At 50.1% G+C, this 20400-nt stretch carries 16 protein-coding genes and 1 pseudogene; 3 read left to right on the top strand and 14 right to left on the bottom strand.

Features of this window, described 5'->3' with window-relative positions:
• Window positions 1-90: 90 nt before the first annotated feature.
• The 3 genes from mgrA to ACQKPA_RS25060 form a co-directional block, all read right to left on the bottom strand.
• Entirely contained in the window at window positions 91-1107 is a 1017-nt protein-coding gene (gene mgrA, locus ACQKPA_RS25050) for an L-glyceraldehyde 3-phosphate reductase (RefSeq protein ID WP_260064453.1), read from the bottom strand.
• A 124-nt stretch (window positions 1108-1231) separates the two neighbouring features.
• On the bottom strand, window positions 1232-1984 hold the full coding sequence (locus ACQKPA_RS25055) for an NAD-dependent protein deacylase (RefSeq protein WP_071222794.1): 753 nt from the start codon (window positions 1982-1984) through the stop codon (window positions 1232-1234).
• Window positions 1985-2021: 37 nt separating this feature from the next.
• Window positions 2022-2789, bottom strand: a complete 768-nt coding sequence (locus tag ACQKPA_RS25060; protein ID WP_427495197.1) for an HAD family hydrolase — start codon at window positions 2787-2789, stop codon at window positions 2022-2024.
• 209 nt (window positions 2790-2998) lie between these two features.
• On the opposite strand from ACQKPA_RS25060, the pseudogene ACQKPA_RS25065 reads away from it, so the two are divergent.
• Together ACQKPA_RS25065 and ilvD are read left to right on the top strand one after the other, a co-directional pair.
• Window positions 2999-3238, top strand: a pseudogene (locus ACQKPA_RS25065) (KGG domain-containing protein); the annotation flags it as partial.
• A gap of 237 nt (window positions 3239-3475) precedes the next feature.
• Window positions 3476-5164 carry a dihydroxy-acid dehydratase gene (ilvD, locus tag ACQKPA_RS25070; protein ID WP_427495198.1) on the top strand — a complete coding sequence of 563 codons (1689 nt, stop codon included), beginning with the start codon at window positions 3476-3478 and terminating at the stop codon, window positions 5162-5164.
• Between the two features lie 136 nt (window positions 5165-5300).
• Here ilvD and ACQKPA_RS25075 read toward each other — a convergent pair whose 3' ends face one another.
• Window positions 5301-6683 carry a polysaccharide deacetylase family protein gene (locus tag ACQKPA_RS25075; RefSeq protein WP_427495199.1) on the bottom strand — a complete coding sequence of 461 codons (1383 nt, stop codon included), beginning with the start codon at window positions 6681-6683 and terminating at the stop codon, window positions 5301-5303.
• A gap of 142 nt (window positions 6684-6825) precedes the next feature.
• Here ACQKPA_RS25075 and ACQKPA_RS25080 point away from each other — a divergent pair, with 142 nt between their 5' ends.
• On the top strand, window positions 6826-7989 hold the full coding sequence (locus ACQKPA_RS25080) for an AI-2E family transporter (protein ID WP_427495200.1): 1164 nt from the start codon (window positions 6826-6828) through the stop codon (window positions 7987-7989).
• Here the strand turns inward: ACQKPA_RS25080 and ACQKPA_RS25085 are convergent.
• The 10 genes from ACQKPA_RS25085 to alaS all read right to left on the bottom strand — a co-directional run bounded on the left by ACQKPA_RS25085 (window position 7938) and on the right by alaS (window position 20001).
• A complete protein-coding gene (locus ACQKPA_RS25085; protein ID WP_427495201.1) occupies window positions 7938-9728 on the bottom strand; it encodes a peptidoglycan D,D-transpeptidase FtsI family protein in 1791 nt (596 codons plus the stop codon). The two genes, ACQKPA_RS25080 and ACQKPA_RS25085, sit on opposite strands and share 52 nt — an antisense overlap.
• 174 nt (window positions 9729-9902) lie before the next feature.
• A complete protein-coding gene (locus ACQKPA_RS25090; RefSeq protein ID WP_427495202.1) occupies window positions 9903-12077 on the bottom strand; it encodes a methyl-accepting chemotaxis protein in 2175 nt (724 codons plus the stop codon).
• A 215-nt stretch (window positions 12078-12292) separates the two neighbouring features.
• The gene (locus ACQKPA_RS25095; RefSeq protein WP_427495203.1) at window positions 12293-13636 is read right to left on the bottom strand and encodes a peptidase U32 family protein; all 1344 of its coding nucleotides are present in this window, start codon (window positions 13634-13636) and stop codon (window positions 12293-12295) included.
• Between the two features lie 12 nt (window positions 13637-13648).
• Window positions 13649-14581: a peptidase U32 family protein gene (locus tag ACQKPA_RS25100; RefSeq protein ID WP_427495204.1), complete on the bottom strand. Its 933-nt coding sequence runs from the start codon at window positions 14579-14581 to the stop codon at window positions 13649-13651.
• A 108-nt stretch (window positions 14582-14689) separates the two neighbouring features.
• Entirely contained in the window at window positions 14690-15733 is a 1044-nt protein-coding gene (mltG, locus tag ACQKPA_RS25105) for an endolytic transglycosylase MltG (protein WP_427495256.1), read from the bottom strand.
• Window positions 15734-15827: 94 nt separating this feature from the next.
• Window positions 15828-16142: a DUF1292 domain-containing protein gene (locus tag ACQKPA_RS25110; protein WP_427495205.1), complete on the bottom strand. Its 315-nt coding sequence runs from the start codon at window positions 16140-16142 to the stop codon at window positions 15828-15830.
• On the bottom strand, window positions 16139-16441 hold the full coding sequence (locus tag ACQKPA_RS25115) for a DUF1292 domain-containing protein (protein ID WP_071222779.1): 303 nt from the start codon (window positions 16439-16441) through the stop codon (window positions 16139-16141). The genes ACQKPA_RS25110 and ACQKPA_RS25115 overlap by 4 nt, the downstream gene beginning before the upstream one ends.
• A gap of 17 nt (window positions 16442-16458) precedes the next feature.
• Complete coding sequence (gene ruvX / locus ACQKPA_RS25120) at window positions 16459-16872, bottom strand: Holliday junction resolvase RuvX (protein WP_194541519.1); 414 nt, start codon at window positions 16870-16872, stop codon at window positions 16459-16461.
• A 12-nt stretch (window positions 16873-16884) separates the two neighbouring features.
• Window positions 16885-17145, bottom strand: coding sequence for an IreB family regulatory phosphoprotein (locus tag ACQKPA_RS25125; RefSeq protein ID WP_006208869.1), 261 nt, complete (start codon window positions 17143-17145; stop codon window positions 16885-16887).
• A 228-nt stretch (window positions 17146-17373) separates the two neighbouring features.
• Window positions 17374-20001, bottom strand: a complete 2628-nt coding sequence (alaS, locus tag ACQKPA_RS25130; RefSeq protein WP_427495206.1) for an alanine--tRNA ligase — start codon at window positions 19999-20001, stop codon at window positions 17374-17376.
• Window positions 20002-20400: the final 399 nt, after the last annotated feature.

Below are 20400 nucleotides of genomic sequence, written 5' to 3' on the forward strand. Positions count from 1 at the left end.
TGTCAGGTCTGTCATCCATCCTGAAGCGCTCCATTCATGTAGCTTGGTATCTATGTTATGTGTTCAGCATGCAATCCTTAGTGGTAATCATTATCCCTCTGCAGAAGAGGCGTTCTCCGTTTTCAGAATCGCTTCAATGCGATCCAGTTCTTCCTTCGAGAACTCCAGGTTGTTCAAGGCAGCCACATTGTCTTCGATCTGGCTCACCTTGCTTGCCCCAATCAGGGCAGATGTCACCCGGCCGCCGCGAAGGACCCAAGCGAGAGCGAATTGGGCGAGACTCTGGTTCCGCGCTTGGGCGATTTGGTTCAAAGCTCTGATCTTGCGCAGCACTTCTGGCGTGATGTTGCTTTCGTTCAAGAATACGGATGCGCTTGCGGCGCGTGAATCGCCGGGCACACCATTCAAATATTTGTTGGTCAATAGTCCTTGAGCCAGCGGAGTGAAGGCGATGCTTCCGACCCCGTTCTCTTCCAGGACATCGAGCAGTCCGTTCTCCACCCAGCGGTCCAGCATGGAGTAGCTTGGTTGATGGATGAGCAGCGGAGTTCCCAGGCTTTTCAGAATCGAGATTGCTTCCCGCGTCTTCTCCGGCGAATAATTGGAGACTCCGACATATTGCGCCTTGCCTGAACGAACAAGATGGTCCAGCGCTACCATGGTTTCCTCAAGCGGCGTTTCCGGATCCATCCGATGATGATAGAAAATATCGACATAGTCCAGGCCCATACGTTTCAAGCTCTGATCGAGACTTGCAACCAAATATTTACGCGAACCGAAGTCGCCGTAAGGTCCCGGCCACATATAATAGCCCGCTTTGGACGAAATGACGAGCTCATCACGGTATGCCTTAAGATCTCTTGAGAGAACTTTACCGAACGTCTCTTCGGCAGAGCCTGCAGGCGGCCCGTAATTGTTCGCCAGATCGAAGTGGGTAATACCCAAATCGAAGGAGCGCGTAATCATATTACGCCCGTTTTCATACGTGTCGACACCACCGAAATTATGCCATAATCCAAGGGAGATCGCCGGAAGTTTCAATCCGGATCGCCCCACGCGGTTATACTTCATTCCTTCATAGCGGTCTTCGCTAGCCACATAGGTCACTTGCAATCCCTGCCTCTCTAAGTGATAGGTCCATTGCTAAATTCCATCTTATCGTGTTTGGTCGTCCTTTGACAAGAAAACGATTACAGTCATAGGTGCAGCAGCGCGCCCGCCGCTATCGCCGTTACGTGTTAATCAGCTTATCCACCTGCGTCAAGACCTGACCGATCCGATCTGCAATCAAAAGGCCTGCGCGGTGATCGTAAGGGGTTGGATCTGCATTCAGCAAAGCTACCTTGCTCCCATGAAAATAGGATATCAAACTCGCAGCGGGGTGTACCGTCAGGGAAGTCCCGCCAATAATCAACAAATCTGCCGTCGATATTTCCTGGATCGAGCGCATGATGATGTTCTGATCCAATTCCTCTTCATACAGCACGACATCCGGACGCACCAGTCCTCCGCAATCCTTGCAGCGCGGGACGGTTTCCTTGATGTCCAGAATATCCTGGAGGCTGTAGAACCGGGAGCAATCCATGCAATAATTGCGGTGCACAGAGCCATGAAGCTCCAGCACCTCGGAGCATCCCGCGGTCTGATGCAAACCGTCAATATTTTGCGTGATCACCGCCTTCAGCTTACCGTCATGCTCCAGTCTCGACAACAACCGGTGACAGCCGTTCGGCTGCGCATGCGGGTGAAGCATCTTGCTTCGGTAAAAGTCGTAAAACACTTCCGGATGTTTCATGAAAAAAGTGTGGCTGAGCATGACCTCCGGCGGATACGGAGATTGGTGCTCGCTCTGGTATAGTCCCGCTGCCGAACGGAAGTCAGGAATCCCGCTCTCCGTGGAGGTACCGGCTCCCCCGAAAAAAACAATGTAGTCGCTCGCTTCGATCCATGTTGCCAACTGCTCGATCTTTTCCCTGTTCTCCACTCTTTTACACCTCCGTACAGCCCTTAAAATAACACGTCTACCTGTACACGTCTAATTCATTATAATCGGATATGACGACATCGGCATCTGTCAGATGTACAGGTTCCCCTTCATCTGTCATTAAACCCACAGCCAGAGCGGCGCCTGCTTGCTTCGCCATTTGCATATCCGCGTTGCTGTCACCGATCACCACCGCTTCCTCGGGCATAATCCCAAGCAGGCGGCAAGCGGTCTCCGTCATTTCCGGGTGCGGCTTGCCGTTTCGAACCTGATCTCTTCCCAAAATGGCTGTAAAGGAAGTGTGTAGCCCCATCCACTCCAGCTGTTCCTTGGCATTAGAGGTGTCGTCCGAAGTAACCACGGCCATCTTCACGGACGCCAAGCTGCATTTCTTCAGGAAATTCTCCAGCCCGGGCATCGGGAATGCCGGCTTCTGCTGACGAACCTCATACATGGCGTTTTTCGTAATCTGATGGACCTGCATAATCGCTTCGTTCCAGGGCATTCCTGCAGCGTACAGCTGCCAAGCCAGCAGCCCGTTCGTCTCCTCCACGGTACCCATGGAAAGAGGACCCTGAACGTCGTACCCCGTCACACGTCCGCTTGCATCATGCTTTGTGCCCAGCACCTGCTCTTTCGGCAGCGTGAAGCCGGCTCCCATTAATCCCAGCCGTTCCTCCATGAACTTGAGCACATAATCGGCCCATCCTCCCCACAGCGCCATAAAATGGAGCAGCGTTCCGTCTTTATCAAACAAAATCCCTTTGCAGGGAACGGTTCGTCCCTTCACTTGAACAAACGGCAATGTTAAAAAACCTCCCTATCCTATTCTTGATCATACTCTTATTAAACCATGAAATAAACTCTGATTTAAGCGGAAATAACGCCGGACTCTGAAATCGATCCGAAATGGAAATTTACCAATCTTTAGTCGAATGTTTTGATTCATGACAAATAAGCCGTGGTAAGTAACATATACGCATAGCAAATACGACGGTAAAGGAGTGATCTGTGATGGCAAACAACAGCAATCGAAAGATGACACGCGAAGAAGCAGGACGTCTTGGCGGCGAAGCGACCGCGAAAAAACACAGCCGAGAATTCTACCAGGAAATCGGTAAAAAAGGCGGCAAAGCGACGTCCAAGAACCATAGCCGCGAGTTTTACCAGGAAATCGGTCAAAAGGGCGGCGAAGCCACCTCGCGGAATCATAATCGTGAATTCTATCAGGAAATTGGCCGCAAAGGCGGCAAGAAATAGCATCACCACTCAAAAAGGAGCCTGATTCCACCCAAGGGAAACAGGCTCTTTGCATGCCATCACAGCTGGCGTCTTTCCATCGCTTCCTATTAATATCATGTAGAAAAACCTACCTTTTTGTGATAGACTCATTTAAAACCTATTCGCTGATTACAGGTACCCGGCTGCTTTGCCGGAAGACCGCGCTAAAGCGTAACAATTTTATAATAGATCTGGGGGGAAATCGACATCATGACAACCAAAAAAATGCGTTCAGACATGATCAAAAAAGGCTTTGACCGCGCGCCGCACCGCAGCCTTCTGCGTGCAGCAGGCGTTAAGGAAGAGGATTTCGGCAAACCGTTCATCGCCGTATGTAACTCTTACATCGACATCGTTCCGGGTCATGTGCATCTTCAGGAATTCGGTAAAATCGTGAAGGAAGCGATCCGTGAAGCTGGCGGCGTTCCGTTCGAATTCAACACCATCGGCGTGGATGACGGAATTGCCATGGGTCATATCGGCATGCGCTACTCGCTGCCAAGCCGCGAGATCATAGCGGATTCCCTGGAAACCGTCGTATCGGCTCACTGGTTCGATGGCATGGTGTGTATCCCGAACTGTGACAAAATCACGCCCGGCATGCTGATGGGTGCCCTGCGCGTCAATATCCCTACGGTGTTTGTCAGCGGCGGGCCGATGAAAGCCGGCGTGGACAGCAAAGGCCGCAAATTGTCCCTAACCTCCGTATTTGAAGGCGTCGGCGCTCACCAGGTCGGCAAAATCAATGATGATGAGCTCCTGGAACTGGAACAATTCGGTTGTCCAACATGCGGTTCCTGCTCCGGCATGTTCACCGCCAACTCCATGAACTGTCTAGCCGAAGCGCTGGGTCTTGCTCTCCCGGGTAATGGTACCATTCTTGCCATCGCCGAAGAGCGTAAAGAATTCGTCAAGCAATCCGCCAAACAATTGATGGAGCTCGTCAAATTGGACCTCAAGCCGCGTGATATCGTAACCATTGAAGCAATCGACAACGCGTTTGCGCTGGATATGGCGATGGGCGGCTCCACCAACACCGTGCTTCATACGCTGGCTCTCGCACAAGAAGCCGGTCTCGATTACCCGCTGGAGCGGATCAACGAAGTTGCTGACCGCGTTCCTCACATCTCCAAGCTGGCTCCAGCTTCGGATTACTTTATTGAAGACGTACACTTGGCAGGCGGTGTGAGCGCGGTTCTGCATGAGCTTCTCAAGAAGCCGGGCGCACTGCACGGGGATTGCATCACCGTAACAGGCAAGACGCTGGCCGAGAACGTAGCGGGCTGTGAAATCCAGGATCAGAACGTCATCCATCCGATCGATTCCCCGTATTCCGAACGCGGCGGTCTCGCGGTACTGTATGGCAATCTGGCTCCTGAAGGTTCTATCATCAAAGTGGGTGCCGTTGATCCATCGGTTGGCGGATACCATAAAGGGCCTGCTATCTGCTTTAACTCTCAGGACGAGGCGCTTAGCGGAATTGCCAACGGCAAGGTCAAGGAAGGTCATGTGGTTGTCATTCGTTATGAAGGGCCTAAGGGCGGACCGGGTATGCCGGAAATGCTGGCGCCGACCTCACAGATCGCAGGTATGGGACTTGGAGCCAAAGTCGGTCTGATCACAGACGGACGCTTCTCCGGTGCTTCCCGTGGTATCAGCATCGGACATATCTCGCCGGAAGCGGCGGAAGGCGGACCTATCGCTTTCGTTGAAGACGGTGATATCATCGAGCTTGACCTGAATAACCGGACCATTCAATTGCTGGACGTTTCCGATGAGGAAATGGCTGTACGCCGCAGTAAATGGGTTGACTTCGAACCAAAAGTGAAGACCGGTTATCTTGCTCGCTACTCGAAGCTTGTTACGAACGCCAGCTCAGGCGGCGTATTGAAAATCTAATTTATCATTCATACAAAGCAAAGGGGTTATCCCTCGCAGGCATTGATAGGCCTGCGGGGATAACCCCTTTTTTATATCCACATTACATCTATGAGATAATCCATACATAATGACAGTAAACCATCGGTTCGATGAACTACATGCCCTGCGATGCACCGGCAACCGCCAGGTCAGCCACTTGTTCCTGTTGTATTTCCTGCTGCTCCTCGGATGGAGGCTGAACCTGACTCTTCTGCTCAGCATAACGCCCGATCAGAACATCCACCGGCATCATCAGCATTTTTGGCTCCATGATCTGACTGCCCTCTTTAAGACGGGCCTGCCCTTTCGGATGAATGACGCTAAGCAGCAGTTTCAGATACAATCTGGACGAGCTTGCAAACAGTCCCCGCGGTAAATCCATGACATGAAATCCGAATTGCTCCGGTCCCCGTGAAATCATGGTTACAGCATACAATCCCTTGATATCCTTGTACTCAGGCCGTTCCAATACCATATTAGCCAGAGAAGGCAGATCTTTCTGCACGGCACGAATCATTTTAATGGCGAGCTGCACTTCCGAACGGGAGCGGCTGCCGATCTCAAACAATTTTTTGTTATCAAAATGGAGCTCCAGCACCTGGTCTCCCTTTTCAAGCTGGCTGCCATCTTCCATCACAACCGTTTTGCCGGTAAAAGCGCGCTTCCGGAAATGCAGCATCGGATCTGCCGGCGAGACCGTTTTGAGCGCAAATACCGCATGAAATCCTTTTTCCCACAGAAGCCATAACGAGACGATCATACGCTTCAGAGGAGACAGCTTCTTCGCTTTCGCTTTGCTTTCCTTTGCCATCATATCGTCGATTCGGATGCTTCTCATTCCCTTCTGCTCTGCGACTTTCAGAACACGTTCCAGCGCGATCAGCATTTGCTCAGGTGCATCGGGATTCGCCCCCATCGTCGTGCCGCAGTCATGTAGGAGCATAACCTCACCACCGTTAAGCTTGGAAAGCATTCGCTGGGTCAGCTTGTCGGCGCCGATCTTGCTCCGCCAATCATTAAACATCGAAGACCATAGGATGATGCGGCAGCCGGCATTCTTGGCAAAATCGAATAAATTCACGATTCCCCACGGCGGTCTGTAATAACTCGATCGTTCACCGGTGATGGAGTAAATAATATCATCCGTGCGCTTGACTTGTTTACGGACGGTCACCGGCCGCATGAACCAATTGCTCTTGTGGACATAGTTGTGAATCCCGATCAGATGACCTTCACTATGAATGCGTTTTACAACTTCTGGATGTTTCTCGGCATGGGAACCCACCAGGAAAAACGTCGCCTTCATATTATACTCCTTCAAAAGATCCAGGAGTCTTGGTGTATAGAGCGGATCAGGACCATCATCAAAGGTTAAGGCAAAGTCGTTCGAGCCTGTTCCCCTGCGAAATACTCGGAAACCAAATATCCGGGTCAAGATGCCGGGAATAAATGCATAAAAAGATGAAAGGTAAAACAACCATAGCAGTAATGTTTGCATGCTAACTCCCCGCTTTTTATTTCTTTTTCTAATGAACCCACTATTATTATTTTAGCATAGCACTTAAAGAAATAGGCTTTTTTTTCACAAATCGTGTACAATGATATCAATTAATACAGTATAAAGGAGCCGATATCCCACTATGCTTCCCTTGTATAAAAAATATTGGAGAACCGCCTTTGATATAGGTTTAATCGTGCTTACGGTTTACCTCATCATGTTCATATTCAGCAAGCTGTACCAAATTGCGGCTCCGGTGTTTTTATCTTTCCTCGTTTTCCTGATTATCGAGCCTTTCTCCAAATTTTTGCACCGCAGGGGGCTCCCGAAACCATTTGCCGCGGCAATATCCGTTCTGCTCTTCCTGCTCATCATCTTGGGCGTCCTGTTCGGAGCAGGGGCTCTCATCGTGTCGCAGTTCATGAACCTGCAGGATAATTTGCCGGGTTACACCCAAACGATCCAAAAACATTTTTCGGAAACCCTCATATTCCTGCAGACCAGGCTCGACGCCCTGCCACCGGATCTGACAGAACGTCTGAACGGATATTTCCAGGACATCACTACCTTTGCCCAAGGTGCTGCAGAATCATTTTTCCATTATGTCGTCGGATTTATGGGATCGTTCTCCTCGTTTATCGCGAATTTCGGGGTTGCGATTATCCTTGCCTTCTTCCTGAGCATTGAGATCGGCAGCTGGCGGAGAATCGCCAAAGACAAGACGCCGAGAACCCTCAAGACCGCTTTTGTTTTCCTTAAAGATAATGTATTCAAGGCGATTGGCTCCTATTTAAAAGCTCAGATGAAACTGGTCAGCATTACCTTTGTTATTGTATATATAGGACTTCTGATATTAGGTACGGGAAATTCCCTGTCCGTTGCGCTCATCTGCGCTGTGTTCGATGTATTGCCGCTGCTGGGTGTTCCCGTTATTCTTATTCCGTGGATTACCTATTTGTTCATCGTCGGGAACACGGGACTCGCCATTGGCTTGATCGTGCTGCTTGCCGTGGTTGTCATTTCCAGACAGCTGCTCGAGCCTAAAATTACGGGAAACTCGATCGGCGTATCCTCTGCATTTCTGATGCTTTCCTTTATGATGATCTCGCTGTCCATTTTTGGAGTTGCCGGCTTGATTCTGGCTCCCATCCTGCTGATTCTCATCAAGGAACTGCTTACGCAGGGATATCTGAAGCAGTGGATCCGACTGCCGAGCGAAGAATTCGATGTGTCTCCATGGGACATGTCCCGCTCTTACGCAGAGCCGGAGGCCGATTCAACCGAAGCCAAGAAATCGGAAACCTGACCGAATATGTCGGTTGCCTGATTGCTGCTGTTCGGGCTCCGATTTTCAACCAATACAGCCACGGCATAACGTGGCTTCTCCACTGGGCCGTACCCGACAAACCACTGGTTGTTTCGGGCACGGCCTTCCACTGTTACCTGGGCCGTACCGGATTTACCTGCAAGAGTCCATAGGCGATTTTTTAATGTACTGCCTGTTCCCTCTTCGACAACCTCCTCCATCCACTCGAGCAGAGTGGATGAGGTTTCCCGGGAAATACCTTTTCCAGATGTTCGCTCCTTTAAAGGATCCGTATCTTGCAGCAATTGCCCGTTAGCATACCGGATCTGCTGTAAAATACGGGGCTGGGTCTTCACCCCGCCATGAAGCAGCGTTACCATCGCATTGGCGGCTTGCAGCGGGGATACGGCAGCGTCCCTTTGGCCTATGCCTGTCTGGACTCTAACACCTGCATCAGAGGCGTCCGCCGAGCTGGAAAATACCGTGCCCTTCTCTTCATGATCCAATGGCGCAAAGGAACGGAGCCCTAGAAACTGCTGGGATTTCCAGCCTACCGTTTGCCCGAATCCCAGTGCGGCGGCCGCCTCCGCCATTTGCTGAGCGGACAGTCTCTCCGCAAGTGTAGCAAATACAACGTTGCATGATTCTGCGAAGCCTTCACGAAGATTAATCGTTCCATGCCCCCCCTTTTTCCAGCAGGACATTCCGAACTTACCGTATTCACCATCACAATGGAAATGTTCGCCTTCAGAGCTTAAACCATGCTCAAGTATGGCTGCAGCCGTGACCAGCTTGAAGATGGACCCTGGCGTGGCTGCTTTCAACCCGCGATTCTCCCACTGACCACCCTTCGGATGAATCTGCTCCGGATTGTAGAATGGTCTTGAAACCATGGCCACGATATCCGCATTTCGGGCATCCAGCACAACTACCGCCCCTTCTTTCATGCCCGCTTTTTCCGTTATGGCCTCAATCCCTTGTTGAATATCGATATCAATCGTGGTGGATATCCGTAACGGATAGTACCGATTATCAGGCGCCTTCACCATGGGCTTGATATCCTGAATGACTTCATTGGTGCTATTAACCGGAAAATAGACGATGGTCGGCCCTTGCCCCCGTATCAACGAATCCATCGTTTTCTCCAATCCGCTGGTTCCGGTAACCACTGGATTATCGTCAAAGAACAGGCTTTCCTTACGCTGACCGGACACAAACCCAAGCCACTGCATTCCCGATTTGCGATTGCCGTATCGCTGCTCATAAGGAAGAACCTTGAGTTTCGGAAGTTCAAGCTCTTGAATCTGCGCAATCTCATCCTTGGTTAAGGAACGAGGAATGAGGGAATTGTCCCCATGCCACAATTCTGGTTCCTTTAACTTACCCCAGGTCTGTATCAAATGATCCTTATTCGTTCCCAGTATACGGGCCAGCTTCACTAACTGATGATGGGAGTTCTTTAGTTCCTGCTCGCCAGCAGGAAACATCACGGCTGCCCAGATGAGTTTGCCCGTGAGCGGTTTTCCGTTCCGATCCGTAAAATGACCGCGACCGGAATCCAGCACAATGCCCCGCTCCCTCTGGATCAGCGATGCCTCTACCATCGTATGCCGGCTGCCGGGAACCCGCTGATGCTTCATCACGAGCTGCACCCATGCAAGACGCAGCGTCAATACGGCGATTAAAAGCGTGAGTATCAGCCATCCGTATGTAATTCGCTTATTGCGGATAAGCCTCATGTCTTGCTCCTCCAATATGGTCTATTATCTCATCATTATTTCCATATGGAAGCTGGCTCAATCAGCGGCTTCACCGCATGGGCTGCAGCGAATGGAGTTTTCCTCTTTAAAGTTAAAAAAAGGCTGCCCATCAGCTTAAACTGATGGAACAGCCTTTGAATTATGAAATTAATCTTACAGTCTAAAACGAGACAAGGTCTCTTTGAGATCATTCGATACATTCTCCAGCTGCGATGATAGATTAACCAGCTGACTGCTGACGCTTTGCTGCTCTGTAGAGAGAGAAGCCACCTCTTCCGAAGTTGCGGAGGATTCTTCGGCTACCGCGCTCACATTACTCATCGCTTCCGAAAGTACATTCTGAGATTCATTCAGTTCATCAATCGAATGCGTTACCGAATCCAAGGACTCGATAAAATCGACCATCTGCTGCTGAACGGATACGAAGATATCATTTGTCTCCTTAACAGCATCCATCTGACCTTTGAAGAGTGGATTCGCATCGAGCAATACCTGGACGGTTTCATTCATCTCGGTCATGATCTTGTCTGTAATCTGGCTGACCATATCGATGGACTGTCTGGATTGGTCTGCCAGCTGGCGGATCTCATCGGCCACGACCATAAAGCCTTTACCAGCTGCCCCAGCACGGGCAGCCTCGATTGTTGCATTCAATGAAAGGATATTCGTTTGTTTTGTAATATTCTGAAGTACGTCCAGCACTTTGACAACCGATGAAGTCGTCTCCTTCAAGCCATCGACCTTGTGCATCATCGAGCGGGTCATATCCTCTGTCTGATGGGTCTTATCCAGCAAGTCACTCAAATGCTTCGTTCCAAGCTCACTCGCGCTTTCCACGTGACGGGCCGATTTGCCCATCTCTTCGTTGGCTGAAACGACCATTTGCATCTGCTTCGAGATATTGTTGGTCAGATCGCTGCCGCGTTCGGCTTCAACCGCTAGACTGCTGGCACCGTTGGCAATTTCCTCGGTTGCTACGGCAATTTCTTTGGCGGAAATCGCCGTCTTCTTCGAGGCATCGCTTAACTCGGTTGCCGTTCTAAGCACTTCTTGAGCGGTATTGCTCGTTTGCTGAACGAGTCCGGTAATCTGCTCCATCATATCGTTAAAGCTTGCGGAGAGCTGACCGATTTCGTCCTGGCTCTTATGGTCTGTGCGAACATTCAAATTGCCTTTGGCGCCTTCCTTCATCAACAGGTTAAGCTTGCCTAATGGACGGGCAATCATTCTTACCATCCAAATCCCGATCAGAATAGCAAAAATAACGTCGATGGCAGCCACGATAAGCGTGATGACCAGTATGCTTGATGCATCCTTCGTCAGCTCGCTGGTTTGGACAGATCCTACGAGCTTCCAATCGTTGGTGTTCAGCGTATTATAAACCGCCAGTACACTTCTTCCTTCCTCATCCTTCGTTCTTACGTCATCCGTTTTGGTGTCGGCCGGAAATTCCTTCGCAAATGTCCAGGCGGTTTCCGAACCCACAATGGAGGACTCGCTGGAGGAAACAACGATGCCTTCCGGACTGATCAATTGCAGTTGGCCGTTCTCACCCAGGTTGATTCCCTTCAGCTGCGTGTCCAGCACCGAGGCGTTAAGCTCAAACATCACCACATACGTTGAAGTCAGATCGTTCATAGACCCCAAAGAACGGGCGATCGTGAAATATGGAGCCCCGCTGTTCTGCATCGTTGGCAGCCACATAATCTTCTTGTCGCCTTCCTTCAATTCGGTATACCAGCTTTGCTCAAGGACGGTTTTCGAAGACTCCGAGGCTTGACCTGCCGATATGATCTTCTCACTCTTGGTAGGGATCAAATAAATGGCTCGAATCGACGAATCCGATGTGATCTGATTGGATAGTTTATCCCGAATGCTGCGCTCCACCGTAAAGGCGTCGTAATCGCTTAACTTTTTATCCGTGTATTCAGACAATAACTTCTGCAATTCGATGTCATAGAAGATTTGTCTACCGGCATTCTCGTACTTCTCCAGAATGATGTCGATTTTCTCAGAGGTCTGAATGATTGTCTGCTGATTGCCGTTTGCAGCATTCTTCTCAATCGTGCTCTTCGCCTTATCGTAGGACAGATAACCCAAGACGATCACAAAAAATACAATCGCTGACAAAAAGGTCAGGAACAACCGGATTCCGACGGATTTCGCCGGGTTCATCGGCATCCGGCTTATAGCCGTTCCCACGTTTGAAAAAAACGACTTGGCAGTATGTATCCCTGTTGATGCCGAAGGTTTTTCCTTTTTCTCTTTGGTACCCCCGGGCTTCTTGCCCTTTTTCGGCTTCTTATCATGCTGCACAACTTCTGACATTAGCTGTTCACCTACCACAATCATATTATTAATACGTCGGTCCAATCCCTTGAAACGTATTCGTTACTCTTTATTTCGACAATTGGAGGTGTTTTCCTTTGGGTTTTCGCAAAAAAACAATTCTTAATCCCTAATTTTTTTACAAACAAAAAGAATCCAAGGTCCATCCACAGACCCGGATTCTCAATTGTGTAGTTCTTTAGAATTATATTTTGTTATCCTTTACGCTTTCTCATCATATCAAAATGGCGCACCGGCTGATCCACCTTCATGCGAATGAGCTGCAAAGGATGGCGAGCTGCATCAAGTTCATTGCCATTCTCATCCTCAATAGGACCAACTGCCTGCTTAAAGAAGGTTCCTTCCGGTCCGAAGAACTCGATTTCATCCCCTGGCTTAAAGTGGTTCCGCTGCTGAATGACAGCCGTTCCCGACTTCTCGTCATACTCCATCACCAGGCCGGCGAAGTCATAAGGAACCGCCTTCTCTTCGGGTTCATAGATATGATCCTCATGGTCCGGTGTATCATAGAAGAACCCGGTATTCAGCGGTCGATTGGCCGCTTTATTAATTTCTTCGATCCATTCCGGCTTCAATACATAATGATCAGGGTCAGCCATATAGGAATCAATCGCCTGTCGATATACATTAACCACAGTCGCTACGTAATGGATCGATTTCATCCGTCCTTCAATCTTGAAGCTATCGATTCCCACCTCAATCAGATCCGGAATATGCCCCAGCATGCAGAGATCCTTCGACCCCATCGTAAACTGGTTGTCTTCCGGCTGGAACAGCGGGATCTGTGTAACGCCCGGTTTGAATGGGGACGGAGCAGGGGCCGGCTGTTCCATCAACTGCTGCTCTTCCGATACCCACTGGCCTTGCTCTTCTCTTCCATCCACAAACAAATCGTATTTCCAACGGCAGGATTGGCAGCATCCGCCCCGGTTGGAATCACGATCCGTAAAATGATTGGACAACACGCAGCGACCGGAGAACGAGGAGCACATCGCGCCATGGATAAAGGCCTCAATCTCAATATCGACATGCTCTTTAATCGCCGCGATTTCCTCCAGACTCGCCTCGCGTCCAAGTACAACCCGCGGCAATCCTTCATCCTTCCAGAACTTCACGGCCTGCCAATTAAGCGTGGATTGCTGTGTGCTCAGATGAACTTCGAGCTTGGGCGCGGCACGTTTGGCCACTTCAATAATTGCCGGATCTGCGGCGATGATTGCCGCAATGCCTGCTTCCTCCAAACTTCGCAGGTATGCTTCAATTCCCTCAATGTCCTCATTATGCGCATATATGTTGGTTGCCACAAATACTTTGGCGCCGTATTTCTTGGCGAACTCCACGCCTTCTTTCATTTCTTCAAAGCTGAAGTTGTCCGCATTTGAACGAAGCCCGTATTTCTGACCCCCAATATATACCGCATCGGCGCCATAATGCACCGCAAATTTCAGTTTTTCCAGATTACCCGCCGGGGCGAGCAATTCCGGCTTGTCCAGGCGATAGCGTTTGCCCTTGTACTTTGGCTGTGCCATTGCTTCCATGCTGTCCACTCCTTAATAAACTTGTTCCTTATAGAAAAATCCAAACGACAATTCACGTTCCGGATCCTGAATCGCGCGAATTCCGTCCATCCACTCTTCCTGAAAAGCATAAGTGGATGCATCTGCAGCATATAAATCAATCGCTTGGCGATAGGTTCGAATCACCAGCTCATTGTAATGCCGCGGCTTCAGCAGCGTCTCCACCTTAAAGCTGTCCATGCCTGCTGCCATTAACAGATGCAAATCCTCCAGAATGCAAATATCCTCCGAACTCATAATATGGGTTCCATTGATATCTTCATAGATCGGATATTTCTCTTCTTGACGCTCAGCTTCAATGAGAAACAAACCGCGCTCCTTGCCAAGGCTGCCTTCATTCACCGGTCTGCCCTGCTGCTGCATATAGCTGTTCACCAGGCGCCGCTTGGAATGATAGATGTTGGTCATGCCATGAACCTGAACCTGTGCTTCCAGCTGAAGCTGCGGCTTCATGTCCGTTACCTCGTCCATATTTAATTCACGCGCAAGAATAACCCGGGAGGCGCCTTTGCTTCCCCAGTAATTGGCCGTTGAATAGTTGGTGGCGGTCATTTCTGCGTTCCAATGAAGTTTTACCTGAGGAGCCAGCTCTTTTACGGTAGTGAGTACGGATGGATCGTTAAATTCCACCGCGTCTACTCCGATTTCTCCGAGCGCCTTAACATAGGCAGGTAGCTCGGGCAGCAAATCATTCGTCATCAAGTTGTTCAAGCTGACGTTCACTTTGCTTCCTCGTTCATGAGCAAGCTGTACGACTTGGGATATTTCGTCCAATGTCAGACTGCCAGGCAGTCTCATGCCGAATCGATCCTCGCCAACGAGCAGTGCGTCGGCTCCCGCTTCCAGGTAAGCAGCGGCATCAGCCAGAGACCCGGCTGCTGCCAATAATTCAGGTTTGATACTCATTTAAAAATTCCTCCCTACTTAGAGGTTGTTCAACAAGACTCTTCTGAGTACGAGCTGGATCTGTTCCTTGTCACTCAGCGTATCAGCGGACTTGCTCAACACGTAATATTATTGTTGTGCCATCTTCTTGCTGGTCTCGATATTCTTCAAATGCTCTTTATACGTTTTGGCAAACAGATGCTCTTGTGTACCGTCTTTCTTTGTTACATAGAACAAATAATCGGATTTCTCCGGATTCAAAGCAGCCTGAATCGATTCCAGGCTCGGGCTCGAGATAGGGCCAGGCGGCAGACCCTTTTGACGATATGTGTTATACGGGCTTTCAACCTCAAGGTCGGCATAAAGCAATCGTTCCTTCGGTTTATCCAACAGATATTGAACGGTTGCATCGATTTCCAGCCTCATGTCCTCTTCCAATCGATTATATATAACGCCAGCCACCAGGGCACGCTCCTGATCTGCAACCACTTCCCGCTCCACCAGCGAAGCGACGGTCATGAGTTCATGGAACGTTACGCCGCGAGCCTCCAATTGACGCTCCCAACCCGGAATTTCGGCCAAACGCTTCTCCGTTTCTTTCAGCATGGTTTCTACAATGCCTTTTGCCGTAATATCCTTCTTCGGCAGTTCATAGGTCGCAGGGAACAAGTATCCCTCGAGATGATGCCTGAGGTCTGCTTCCTGGGGAATTTCTCCAGTAATCGGAACATCCCAGCCGGCAGGCTGATCCACAACCTTCAAGAATTCCTTCTCATCGATTCCGCTCTCTTGAGCGATGGTCTCCGCCATTTGAAGGATCGTATATCCCTCAGGGATCGTGAAACGAACCATCTCCTCGGGCTTCACTTCGCCTTTGTTCATCTTCGATAACAGTTCCTTGAACGGAGTGCCTGGGGTTGCCTCATAGGTTCCTGCCATCAGACGGCTTCCTTCCCCGCTAAGCTTTAAATAACCTTTAAGTATAAGGGCATTCTTGATCAGTCCCTTTTCCTCAAGCAGATCGGCGATAGAGGACGTGCTCATGCCGGACTCCACAGTGAATTCGACGGGAGTTTCCGAGCTTTGAACGGGCTGTAAACCATTCCATACGTAAAATACGGCCCCGCCCGCAAGGAGGATCAGGACCAATACTGCTATTGCCAGTTTCTTCAATCTACTCATCCCTTCACACCAAAAGGGGCGGACAGCTCCGCCCCTTCCTGAACTTTCATTTGAAAATTAAGCATGTGCTCCTGCAGGAGGGAACTTAATCCTCGTCTCCTTCGGGAAACGTCAGCTCATCATAGAGCTCTGACACATTCTCCCATTCCTCGTCGTCGTCAATGGTTGCCAGCTGCAATCCGCCGTCCTCGCCCTTGACGATACGAAGCACCTCGTACGCCTCATCGGTTCGATCCGGCTGAACCAGAATGGTATACCCTTGACCATCCACTTCAAATTCGGCGGCAATATCATAAACCTCGATATGGCCTTTATCGTCCTCAAGCTCGACACTCTCACCGAATGCTTCCTTAAGTACTTGGGTCCATACGATATTCTCAACCGAAAAATCAGACATCATTCGTCTCTCCCGTCCAGCTCTTCCACGAGCGTATTGAAGGTTTCTTCAACAATGGCCCATTCTTCATCGTCTTCAATCATAAACAATTTCAAGTCGTCACCGTCTTCCTCATAACGGAAGGCGTAGACCTCGTCTGTCTCTTCGTCGGCAGACTCCCTTGGTACGACCATCATATATTTAGCATCCGAGCCATCCACTTCGAATTTCATGATGACTTCGAATTCTTCCTCGTTGCCCTCATCGTCGGGAATATAAATAATTTCCGGTTCTTCTTCCATACCAATATGCTCATTAGCCATTGTAATCACCCTCACCTTTACCTTTTAGAATCCAAGTAGTTTTGCAAAATCAAGCTTGCCGCCATTTTATCTACAACCTGTTTTCGCTTCTTTCGGCTGACATCGGCTTCAAGCAATGTCCTTTCAGCGGATACTGTTGATAGCCGTTCATCCCAAAGGTGAACGGGTAAGGATAGGGACTCTCGCAATGTGCTTGCGAATTCCATGCAGATTTCGCCCCGCGGACCAATCGTGCCGTTCATATTTTTAGGCAAGCCGACCACGATTTCACCGACCTCGTTATCTTTGACGAGTGCGGCAATTCTGTCCAGTTCGCCTTCATCACGGCGGCGCTCGATAACTTCAACCCCTTGGGCCGTCCATCCGAACGCGTCGCTTATGGCAACACCGATTCTGCGGTCCCCGTAATCTAATCCCATGATCTTCTTCATCCCTGTGTGCTCCTAACGGTGACTGGCTAAGTAGAACCGGACCAGTTCTTCAATCAATTCATCTCGCTCTTTTTTCCGGATCAAACTTCTGGCATTATTGTGCCGAGGTATATAAGCGGGATCCCCGGACAAAAGATACCCTACGATTTGGTTAATCGGATTGTACTCCTTCTCTACCAGCGAATCGTATACCGAAAGTAGAATGTCCTGGGCGGAAGCCTCCTTTTCATCACCTTTTACATTGAACTTGACAGTCTTATCCATGGAGTCCATGTGTGACACACCTCGCTTCTTCAAAGAACATGTTTACCATGCTTCGTCGAATAAATATTTACCAGCTTGATCTAGTTATATCATAACATAATCCTAAGTCTCTACGGAAATCGAAAGCGAAATATTTAGAGAGTGTTCCAAAAAATTCGGGATTGTGTACAGCAAAATGTTGGATCCCGCTTACGATTGCTTGCTGTACACATTCTGTACACATTCTGGACAAATCTGTTACACGCCCCGGGCTATGAGATCCTCGGCGTGCTGCAGCGCCTGGATCAGTTTGGAAGCATCCTTGCCCCCGGCTTGCGCCATATCCGGACGGCCTCCGCCGCCTCCGCCGCATATCGAAGCCACTTCTTTAACGAGTTTGCCGGCATGATAGCCCTGCTTCACCAAATCCTGCGGAACGGCTACGACGAAATTCACCTTGTCGCCTGCTTTGGAGCCGAGCACGAGGATCGTCTCCGGCAGCTTGCCCTTCAATTCGTCAGCAATGCCGCGGAGTCCGTCCATGCTGCCAGCCTGCACTTCAGAAGCAAGCAGCGACGTGTTTCCGACCTGCTTCACTTTATCGGTCAACTGGCTAGCCTCAATTGCTCCGAGTTTGCCTTGCAGGGACTCGTTCTCCCGGGCAAGATCCTTCACCTGCTGGTTCAGGCCTTCAATCCGCTTCGGCACGTCCGCAAGATTGCTCTTCAACAAGCCAGCGGCTTGCTTGAGCAGGTCCATTTGGCCTTCCAGATGCTCATAAGCGTAACGTCCCGTTACGGCTTCAATGCGGCGAACGCCGGAGCCGATGCCGCTCTCGCCAAGCAGCTTGAAGATTCCGATCTGGGAGGTGTTGCCCACATGGCATCCGCCGCACAGCTCGATGCTGTAATCTCCGACCTGAACGACACGGACGATATCTCCGTATTTCTCTCCGAACAGTGCCATGGCGCCCATCGCCTTCGCTTCATCAATGGCCTTGCGCTCGATAACAACCGGAATGCTCTTCCATACCTGTTCATTCACGCGGCGCTCAATATCGGCGAGCTCCTCCGGCGTAATGCTCCCGAAGTGGGAGAAGTCGAAGCGCAGACGCTGCGGTTCAACAAGAGAACCTGCCTGATTGACATGATCGCCCAGCACTTCCTTCAATGCTTTATGCAAAAGGTGTGTAGCGGTATGGTTCTTGACGATATCATTGCGCATGGCGGAGTCCACTTGCGCCTTGACCGTATCGCCCACTTTAAGCTCGCCGAGCTCTACGGTTACGAAATGCACATGCTGTCCATGGGGAGCCTTGAAGAGACCTTCCACTCTGGCACGAACGGATCCGCCTTCCAACATCCCCTGATCGCTGACCTGGCCGCCGCTTTCGGCATAGAACGGGGTAACGTCCAGAATGACCTGACAGGTCTCGCCTTCACTGACGCTGTCTGCGAAGCTGTCACCGGAAACAATGGCGAGCACTTTCGCCTCGCTGACGGTGTCATTATATCCAACAAATTCACTTTTAACCGTATAATCGGAAAGAACGCCGCCTTGAACCTTCATGCTTTCCGTTTCATGACGGGCCGCACGCGCACGGTCACGCTGTTCCTTCATCGCAGCATCAAAGCCTTCACGGTCCACGGTTAATCCGTGTTCGGACGCATAATCCTCCGTTAAATCAAACGGGAAGCCATACGTATCATACAATTTGAACGCGTCGCTGCCGCTAATGACCGATTTGCCTTGCTTCTTCGCTTCGGCGCTAACGTCAGCCAGGATGTTCAAGCCGTCGGAGAGCGTTTTGTGGAACTGTTCTTCTTCCGTTGCGATGACCTTCTCGATAAAGGCGCGCTTCTCAACGACCTCTGGATAGTATACGCCCATAATATCGCCTACGGTTCCGGTCAAAGTATACATGAATGGTTTGTCCAGCCCGAGCACCTTTCCGTAACGAACCGCACGGCGGAGCAAACGACGGATGACATAGCCGCGGCCTTCGTTGGAAGGCAGCACGCCATCGCCAACTGCAAATGCAACCGTCCGGATATGGTCTGCAATGACTTTCAGCGCGATATCGTACTCCGTCTTCTCATTGTATTTAACGCCGGCAAGCTCTGCCGTCTTCTGGATGATCGGCTGGAACAGGTCGGTATCGAAGTTGGATGCTACGTTTTGCAGGATGGAAGCAAAGCGCTCAAGCCCTGCACCCGTATCAATGTTCTTGTTCGGAAGCGGTGTATAGCTGCCGTCCTTGTTGTGGTTGAACTGGGAGAATACGAGGTTCCATACTTCGAGCCAGCGTTCATTCTCACCACCAGGGAACATTTCGGATTCCGGAGCATCCGTGTCGTATCCTTCACCGCGATCATAGAAAATCTCGGTACAAGGTCCGCAAGGTCCTTCGCCGATATCCCAAAAGTTATCCTGCAGCTTAATGATGCGTTCCTTCGGAAGTCCGATTTTTTCGTTCCACAATTTAAAGGCTTCCTCGTCTTCCGGATACACGGTGACGGACAGCTTCTCCGGATCGAAGCCGATCCATTTCTTGTCCGTCAGGAACTCCCAAGCCCAGGTGATAACCTCTTCCTTAAAATAATCCCCAATGGAGAAGTTGCCCAACATTTCGAAGAATGTATGGTGGCGGCGGGTTTTGCCGACATTCTCAATATCATTGGTCCGAATACATTTCTGCGAATTCGCAATTCTCGGATTCTCCGGCTTCACGCGCCCGTCAAAATAAGGTTTGAGCGGAGCCATGCCTGCATTAATCCAGAGCAGGGACGGGTCATTGTGCGGAACAAGCGATGCACTTGGCTCGATATTGTGGCCTTTCTCTGCAAAAAACTCTAGCCATTTGGAACGGATTTCACTAGCTTTCATCTCTACACTTCCTCCAGTCATAATATAGCGCCCGGATCACTTGGTTCCGAACACAAAAAACGCCCCTGAATTGAATTCAGGGACGATGTTCTCGCGGTACCACCCTGGTTATCGTCCATTTATCCTCCAGCAGGGTTCTCCTGGAACAACATAAGTGACGATCGCCTCGTAACGGCTGGATAACGGGGGCCACCCGGTGAATTTGAATCACACTCAAAAATTAGCATTCGGCTTAGGTTCGCTTCCAGGTTCTCGCAGCCAGCCGGAAACTCTCCGGGCAGGAACCTGTTCTCTGGGCAAGGTACGCAAAGCCTACTTGATTTTCTCATCGATTTGTACGTTTATAGGTTTATCATTTCAAGTATATATAGGGCGAAACTATCTGTCAATGCATGAACA

Origin of the sequence: Paenibacillus sp. NPDC093718 (genome assembly GCF_050279985.1) — a bacterium.
In the GTDB taxonomy this organism is placed as follows: Bacteria; Bacillota; Bacilli; order Paenibacillales; family Paenibacillaceae; genus Paenibacillus_AQ.